The sequence below is a fragment of the Streptomyces sp. H39-S7 genome, from assembly GCF_027158205.1.
Lineage (GTDB): Bacteria > Actinomycetota > Actinomycetes > Streptomycetales > Streptomycetaceae > Actinacidiphila.
In genome coordinates this window covers 44,053-50,961 of sequence record NZ_JAPVLU010000021.1, presented here as the reverse complement: position 1 = coordinate 50,961, position 6,909 = coordinate 44,053, and the positions used below count along the sequence as shown (strand labels likewise).

Sequence of the window (6,909 nt, the reverse complement as noted above, 5' to 3'; positions counted from 1 at the left end):
GTCCCCGCCGGTGTGCGGGGACACGACGGGCGGGTCAGTAGGACGACACCCGGTCACGCTCCTGCGTCGGCATGTCCGCACGGTGCTGCGGGGAACGGCCGGTGTGCCGGCCAGGGCGGATCGGCCACCAGATGCTCCGGCCGAGCAGCGCGGCCAGCGCGGGCACCAGCACGATCGACAGGACGAACGCGGAGAGCATGATGCCCAGAGCTGTTGCGAAACCGACCTGCCGGCTGGCCGGTGTGGCGGCGAGACTGGCGAAGGAGCCGGCCAGGACCAGGCCCGCGGTCGCGATGGCCGGGGTGGTGTGTCGTACGGCGCGGGCCACGGCCGCCCGGGCCGGTCCCGGCCGCTCCATCTCCTCCCGTATGCGGTCACTGATCAGGATGTTGTAGTCGGTGCCGAGGGCGACGACGAACAGGAACAGCACGAGGGGAAGGGTGAAGTTGACGCCCGGCTTGTCCAGCAGGTGCTGGAACAGCAGCGTGGAGGCGCCGAGGGTGGCAGCGAAACCGAGACCGACGGAGAGCATGAGGATCATCGGCGCGAGCAGGCTCCGCAGCAGGACGAGCAGAATCAAGGAGATCAGCACGGCCGCGACGGGGAAGACGATCTTCAGATCGTGGTCGACAGCGGTCGATATGTCGGCGAATATCGCTGCCGTTCCGCCCACGTGTGCGGTCGTACCGGCGGGAGTGTGGGCGGCGACCGCGTCCCGCAGCGGCCCGGATACCAGATCCCGGGCCTGCTGGGTCTGCGGATCCGCTGTCAGATAGAGGTCGATCCGTGCCGCACGATGATCATCGTTCAAGGTGGTTCTGCCGACCTGGCCCACCCCCTTGACCTGGGTGAGCGCCCGGGACAAACCGTCGAGCCGGTCCGCGGCCAGGGTGCCGCCGTCCTTGGCGGTCACGAAGACACTCGTCGGGTCCGACACACCGGCCGGCAGGGCTTGAGAGATCTCGGTGGCGGTCGTCGCGGCCGCCGTGCGCGGGCCTCCCGAACTCACGGCGTAGTCCATACGGATCCCGACCAGTCCGGCGGCCAGCGCGCCCAGCAGGGCGACCGAGGCGACGAGCATCATCAGCGGCCGTCGTGCGACGAGGTCACCCAAGCGGCCGGCAGAGCCCGCGCGGGGCTCGCGCTTGAGGGCCCGCGAGGGCCAGAACATCTTGCGCCCGGCAGCCGCCAGCATGGCCGGCATCAAGGTGAGACTGCCCAGCAGCATGACCAGGACCGAGACGGCGATGGCCGGACCCAGCACGCGGAACTGCCCGAAGGACGCGATGCCGAGGGTGGCGAAGGCGGCGACGATCGTCAGCGCCGCCGAGGTGATCGCGTTACCCACCCGGCCCGACACCTCACCGGCCACCGTACGGGCATGCTGCTCCGGCTGCGCCCGCAGTCGCTCGCGGAAGCGGAACAGCAGGAACAGCAGGTAGTCGGTGCCGATGCCGAGCAGGACCACGCTGATCAGGGAGGGGGTGCCCGGGTCGAGTTTGATGCCGGTGAGCATCGCGGCGCCGACCACGGCGCCCGACGCCACACCGCCGATGAAGACGACCGCCAGGAGGGGGAGCAGGGCCGCGAGAACGCTGCGGAACACCAGCACGTTGAGCAGCACGATCAGCCCGATGACGAGCATCGACGTGATCTTCGAGGCGGTCTCCCCGGCGGCGGTGGTGTCCACGGTGTCGGCCAGACCGCCGGTGAATCCGGTGCGCATTCCCGCGTCGGTGAACTGCGCGCGGGCGGCATCCCGGAAGGCGCGGTAGAGGTCCTGCATTCCGGGATCCGAGGCGTTTCCGACCAGTTCCGCGGAGAGCAGCTCGAAACTCAGGTCGGGCGCCGTCATGGCCGGAGCGACCCGCGGTGTCTGCGAGTAGTCCTTGAGCAGGAAGGACGGTCCGCCGTCGTCGGGCTCGGGCATGGTGACCCGGTGTCGGCCCAGCTTCTCGGCCTCGGCGCCGATCCGCCGCCGGTCCGCGGCGGTCAGGGCCTTGCCATCGGGTCGGGCGACCAGCACGGTGACCGTATTGGCGTCGGGTTTCACGCCGAACCGGTCCTCGGCGATTTCCAGCGCGGCGGCCGAGTCGTAGGTCTTGGGCAGGAAATCCCCGGTCTGGTTCTGCGTGACGCGATAGATCAACGCGGAACTCACAGCGGTCATAACGATTCCCAGCACCGCCCAGACGGCGATGACCTTCCACGGGTTTCTGGTGGAGTATCCGGTCAGGGCGCGGATCACTGTTGTCCTCCGGCGATTGGACTGCGTTACCGGGGGCTCCCGGCCGGTTTCCAGACCATCACGCGGGGGCTGTGGAGGGCGTCCGAGCACAGGATGAACAGCGTCGGGGGCCCGAGGTCCGGCAAGGGCCCCCGACCAGGACCGTGGTCCTGGTCGAAGATCAGCCGTAGGGACACTGTCCAGGCGCGGGCCCGATGCGAGAATGGATCACGGCAAGTGGTCGGGCCGCGCCCGGGTGGACCCGGAGGGCCGAGAGGAGGGAGAGGGACTGTGCGAACGCGCCGGTACACCGCGCCACTGACGTCCGGTGCGCTGCCGTGGACGCGCAACGACGGGCTCCTGACCGTCGGTGCCGCGGTCGTGGACCTTGTCGGTTACATGCTCGGCAGCCAGACCGACGGCGGTTCCGTCACGGCCTTCGGAGTCATCCTCGTCGTCCTGTCGGCCCTGCCGCTGCTGGCCCGCCGTAGCCACCCGGTGCCGGCCTTCATCGCCGTACTGGCGCTCACATCGGCGTTGAACCTGGCCTCGGCGCAGTCGAGCCACTTCGGCGCGGTCATCACGGTCGGTCTGTACTCGGCTGCCCGGGTCGACTCCGCCGCGGTGACGGCGGCGGTGTCCCTCGCGACGGTGGCCCTGACACTGCTGAGCCAGAGTTCCGGGCGCACCATATCGAGGACGGACGTCTTCGCCAACGTCCTGGCCGTCCTGATCGTCGTCATCACGGCGATTGTGGTCAAGCGCTGGCAGCAGGAGGTCGCGGCGACCCGCAGGTTGCTGGCCGACCGTGCGGTGGCCGACGAACGCCGCCGCATCGCCCGGGAACTGCACGACATCGTGGCCCACCACATCACCACCATGCAGCTCATGGCCGGCGGAGCACGGGCCAACCTCGCGGGCAACCCCGACGCCGCACGGGACGCGCTGCTCATCCTGGAGTCCTCCGGGCGGATGGCCCTGGGGGAGATGCGCCAGCTGCTCGACGTGCTGCGCGCCGGCGACGAACCGGAGCTCGCGCCACACGCTCCCCAGCCAGGAGCCGGCGACATCGACCGCATCGTCACCGAGTCCCGGCTGGCGGGTCTGCCCACCGAGTTCCGCGTCTGCGGCCAGGAGCGGGAACTGCCGCCGACCGTCGGACTCACCGTGTTCCGGGTCGTGCAGGAAGCGCTCACCAACGCCCGCAAACATGCCGGCCGGGCCCGCGCATCGGTGCAGCTGACGTACCTCCCCGACCGGATCGACGTCGAGGTCCTGGACGACGGCGCGGGCGCGCTGGTGCCCGTGGGGGCGCTGGAGTCGGCAGCGGCCGCCCGGACCGGCTACGGTCTGATCGGCATGCGGGAACGCGTCGCCCTGCAGGGCGGCACCCTGGAGACCGGCGGACTCGACGGCGGCGGATTCCGGGTGGCGGCCAGCCTGCCCCTGGGACCGGCCGACCGGGCGGAACTCCTCCGATGAGCGGCGTTCCGCCGAAGATCAGGGTGCTGATCGCCGACGACCAGCCGCTGGTACGGCGCGGCCTGGCACTGATCCTCGCACCCAATCCGGCGTTCGAGGTGGTGGCCGAGGCCGAGAACGGCGAACAGGCCGTCGCCCTCGCCCACCGGTTCCGGCCGGACGTCGTCGTGATGGACATCCGCATGCCCGTCCTCGACGGCGTCCAGGCGACCCAGCAGCTCGCCGGCACGCTCCCCGAGTGCCGTGTGCTGGCCCTGAGCACCTTCGACATGGACGAGTACGTCGTCGGCGCGCTCCGCGCCGGCGCTTACGGATTCCTGCCCAAGGACATCTCCCCGGAGGAACTCGTCGCGGCGATCCACATCGTCCACGCGGGGGAGGCCACCGTCGCGCCCCGACTGCTCACCCGGCTCATCTCCACTTACGTCAGAGCCCCACAGCGTCCACAACGCCCTCCCCTTGCTCTCAGCGACCTCACACCCCGCGAGGTCGAGGTGTGGCGCCTGATCGCCACCGGCCTCGACAACGCCGAGATCGCCCGCGCACTGGACATCACGGTCTCCACCGTCAAGAACTACATCACCAGCATCTTCGACAAACTCAGCGTCCGCGACCGAGCCCAAGCAGTGATCGCCGCCTACGAGACGGGCCTGGTGGAGGCCGGCCGGCAGGAGCGCGGGTGAGCTCACGGTGAACCTAGGGTGAGGCCATGACCACCTCAACATCCGGCGCCGCACCGGCCTTTGACCCCGCCGAGCTGATCGACGATCCGCACACCGTGTACGCGCGGCTGCGCGAGGCCGGCCCCGTCCACCGGATCACCGGAACGGACGGACTGCCGGCATGGCTGATCACCCGCTACGCCGATGTGCGCCGCGCATTGGCCGATCCGCGGCTCGCTCTGGACAAGCGCAACGCACGCCCCGGCGGCTACCAAGGGCTCGCTCTGCCGCCCGCGTTGGACGCGAACCTGCTGAACATGGACCCGCCGGACCACACCCGTATCCGGCGTCTGGTCTCGCAGGCCTTCACGCCCCGCCGTATCGAGGAACTGCGCGCTCCGATCCGGCGGATCGCCGACGACCTGCTCGACGCCCTCGCCCCGCACGGCCGCGCCGATCTGATCGCCGGCTACGCGGCCCCGCTGCCGATCACGGTCATCTGCGACCTGCTCGGGGTGGCCTCCGCGGACCGTCAGGACTTCCGGTCCTGGACCGACGCCCTCATCACTCCGGACCCCGCCCGCCCCTCCGGCGCGCGGGAGGCGATCGGGAACATGCTGGGGTACTTCACCCACCTGATCGCCGACAAGCGGAAGCATCCGGCGGATGACCTGCTCTCCGCGATGATCGCCGCCCGGGACGAGAACCACCGCCAGGACCACCCGGGCGAGGAGGGCGAGGACCGGCTCAGTGAGGACGAGCTGATGTCCCTGGTCTTCCTCATCCTGTTCGCCGGATACGAGAACACCATCCACCTCATCGGCAACGCCACGTTGGCCCTGCTCACCGCCCCCGAGCAACTCGAGGCGCTACGCGCGGACCCGAGCCGGATGGGTGCCGCGGTCGCGGAACTCGCCCGGTACGACGGACCCGCGCCGCTGGCGATCCGTCGCTTCCCCCGGGAGGACATCACGATCGGCGGTGTCACGATCCCGGCCGGGGAGACGGTCCTGCTGTCCCTGGCCGCCGCCAACCGCGATCCCGGCCAGTTCACCGATCCCGACCACGTCGACATCGCCCGCGATGCCACCGGCCACCTGGCCCTCGGACACGGCATCCACTACTGCCTCGGCGCGCCCCTGGCACGGCTGGAGACCGAGATCGCTCTCATCGCCCTGCTCGACCGCTTCCCCCGCCTCGCCCTTGACGTCCCGCCGGACACATTGCGGCGGCGGCCCTCGATGCGTGCCCGCGGTTTGCTCTCCCTCCCGGTGCACTACTGAGCGGCTTCGCCGGGGCGGCCAGGCCGGCGGGGCTCATCGTGGCGCGAACCGCTCGAACGCCTCGTACACGGCCGCGCTCATCGTGGCGCTGCCCTTGTGGCCGGAGTCGTCGATGACCTTCAGCTCCGCGCCGGGCCAGGCACGGCTGAGTTCCCACGCGGTGTCCGGCGGTCCGCTCATGTCGAGGCGGCCGTGAATCAGGACCCCGGGGATACCGGCCAGGCGTCCCGAGTCGCGGATCAACTGGCCGTCGTCCAACCAGGCCCCGTGAGCGAAGTAGTGGGCGCAGATCCGCACGAAGGCCAGCATGGCCAGGGGCGGCCTGTCGCCGTAGGGGTTGGCCGCGCCCTGCGGCTCCGCGGACAGCACCGCGTCCTCCCAGGCGCACCACTCGACCGCGGCTTTGGCGCGTACGTCCAGGTCGGGGTGGTTCATGAGGCGCGCGTACGCTCCGACGAGGTCGCCGTCCCGGTCCGCTGCGGCCACCCCGTCGCGAAATCGCTCGAAGGCCTCGGGGAAGAAGCGGCCCGCGCCGCGGTAGAGCCAGTCGATCTCGGTACGGCGTGACGTGGTGACGGCGACGAGGACGATCTCCGAGACCCGTTCCGGGTGCCGTTCGGCGTACGCGAGGCTGAGCGTGGACCCCCACGAGCTGCCGAACAGCAGCCACCGCTCGATACCGAGGTGCTCGCGCAACCGCTCCATGTCGGCCAGGAGGTGCTCGGTGGTGTTGAGGTTCATGTCGGCGGCCGGATCACTGGCGTGAGGTGTGCTTCGGCCGCATCCGCGCTGGTCGAAGAGGATAATGCGGTACCGCTCCGGGTCGAAGGAGCTGCGGCGGCCGGTCGAACTCCCCGAACCGGGACCGCCGTGGACGACCAGGGCCGGTTTGCCGTCGGGGTTGCCGCAGACCTCCCAGTGGACAAGGTTTCCGTCGTCGGTGGTGAGCAGGCCGTGGTCGTAGGGTTCGATCGGCGGGTAGGGCGCCATGGGCTGACTGCCTTTCATACGAGCTCACCCGAACAGGGACAAGCCGCACACCCTATCTTTGTGCCAGTCCTGTTACCGCTGTTGTGACTCCCGTCATGGCCGGCGGGGGTGCGGCCTGATCGACTCGGCGTATGCGCAGCATCTCCCTGACTCTTCCCGTCGCCGTCGCCGGCGCCCTCGTGCTCACGGCTTGTGGTTCGCAGAGGGGTACGTCACCGAACGATGGCTCTCCACGGGCGGGGGCGTCCGATGCCGCGGACGCGTC

5 protein-coding genes are annotated in these 6,909 nt (G+C 70.2%); 3 read left to right on the top strand and 2 right to left on the bottom strand.

Annotation, left to right across the window (positions count from 1 at the left end):
• Positions 1 to 34 precede the first annotated feature (34 nt).
• On the bottom strand, positions 35 to 2,248 hold the full coding sequence (locus O3X23_RS21290; RefSeq protein ID WP_269273052.1) for an MMPL family transporter: 2,214 nt from the start codon (positions 2,246 to 2,248) through the stop codon (positions 35 to 37).
• A 270-nt stretch (positions 2,249 to 2,518) separates the two neighbouring features.
• On the opposite strand from O3X23_RS21290, the gene O3X23_RS21285 reads away from it, so the two are divergent.
• The 3 genes from O3X23_RS21285 to O3X23_RS21275 are packed head-to-tail and all read left to right on the top strand — an operon-like array spanning position 2,519 to position 5,654.
• Positions 2,519 to 3,709: a sensor histidine kinase gene (locus O3X23_RS21285; RefSeq protein ID WP_269273051.1), complete on the top strand. Its 1,191-nt coding sequence runs from the start codon at positions 2,519 to 2,521 to the stop codon at positions 3,707 to 3,709.
• Positions 3,706 to 4,392 (top strand): response regulator, encoded by a 687-nt coding sequence (locus O3X23_RS21280; RefSeq protein WP_269273050.1) that lies wholly within the window; start codon positions 3,706 to 3,708, stop codon positions 4,390 to 4,392. The genes O3X23_RS21285 and O3X23_RS21280 overlap by 4 nt, the downstream gene beginning before the upstream one ends.
• Positions 4,393 to 4,418: 26 nt before the next feature.
• On the top strand, positions 4,419 to 5,654 hold the full coding sequence (locus O3X23_RS21275) for a cytochrome P450 family protein (RefSeq protein WP_269273049.1): 1,236 nt from the start codon (positions 4,419 to 4,421) through the stop codon (positions 5,652 to 5,654).
• Positions 5,655 to 5,687: 33 nt separating this feature from the next.
• Here O3X23_RS21275 and pip read toward each other — a convergent pair whose 3' ends face one another.
• Entirely contained in the window at positions 5,688 to 6,662 is a 975-nt protein-coding gene (gene pip / locus O3X23_RS21270; RefSeq protein ID WP_269273048.1) for a prolyl aminopeptidase, read from the bottom strand.
• Positions 6,663 to 6,909: the final 247 nt, after the last annotated feature.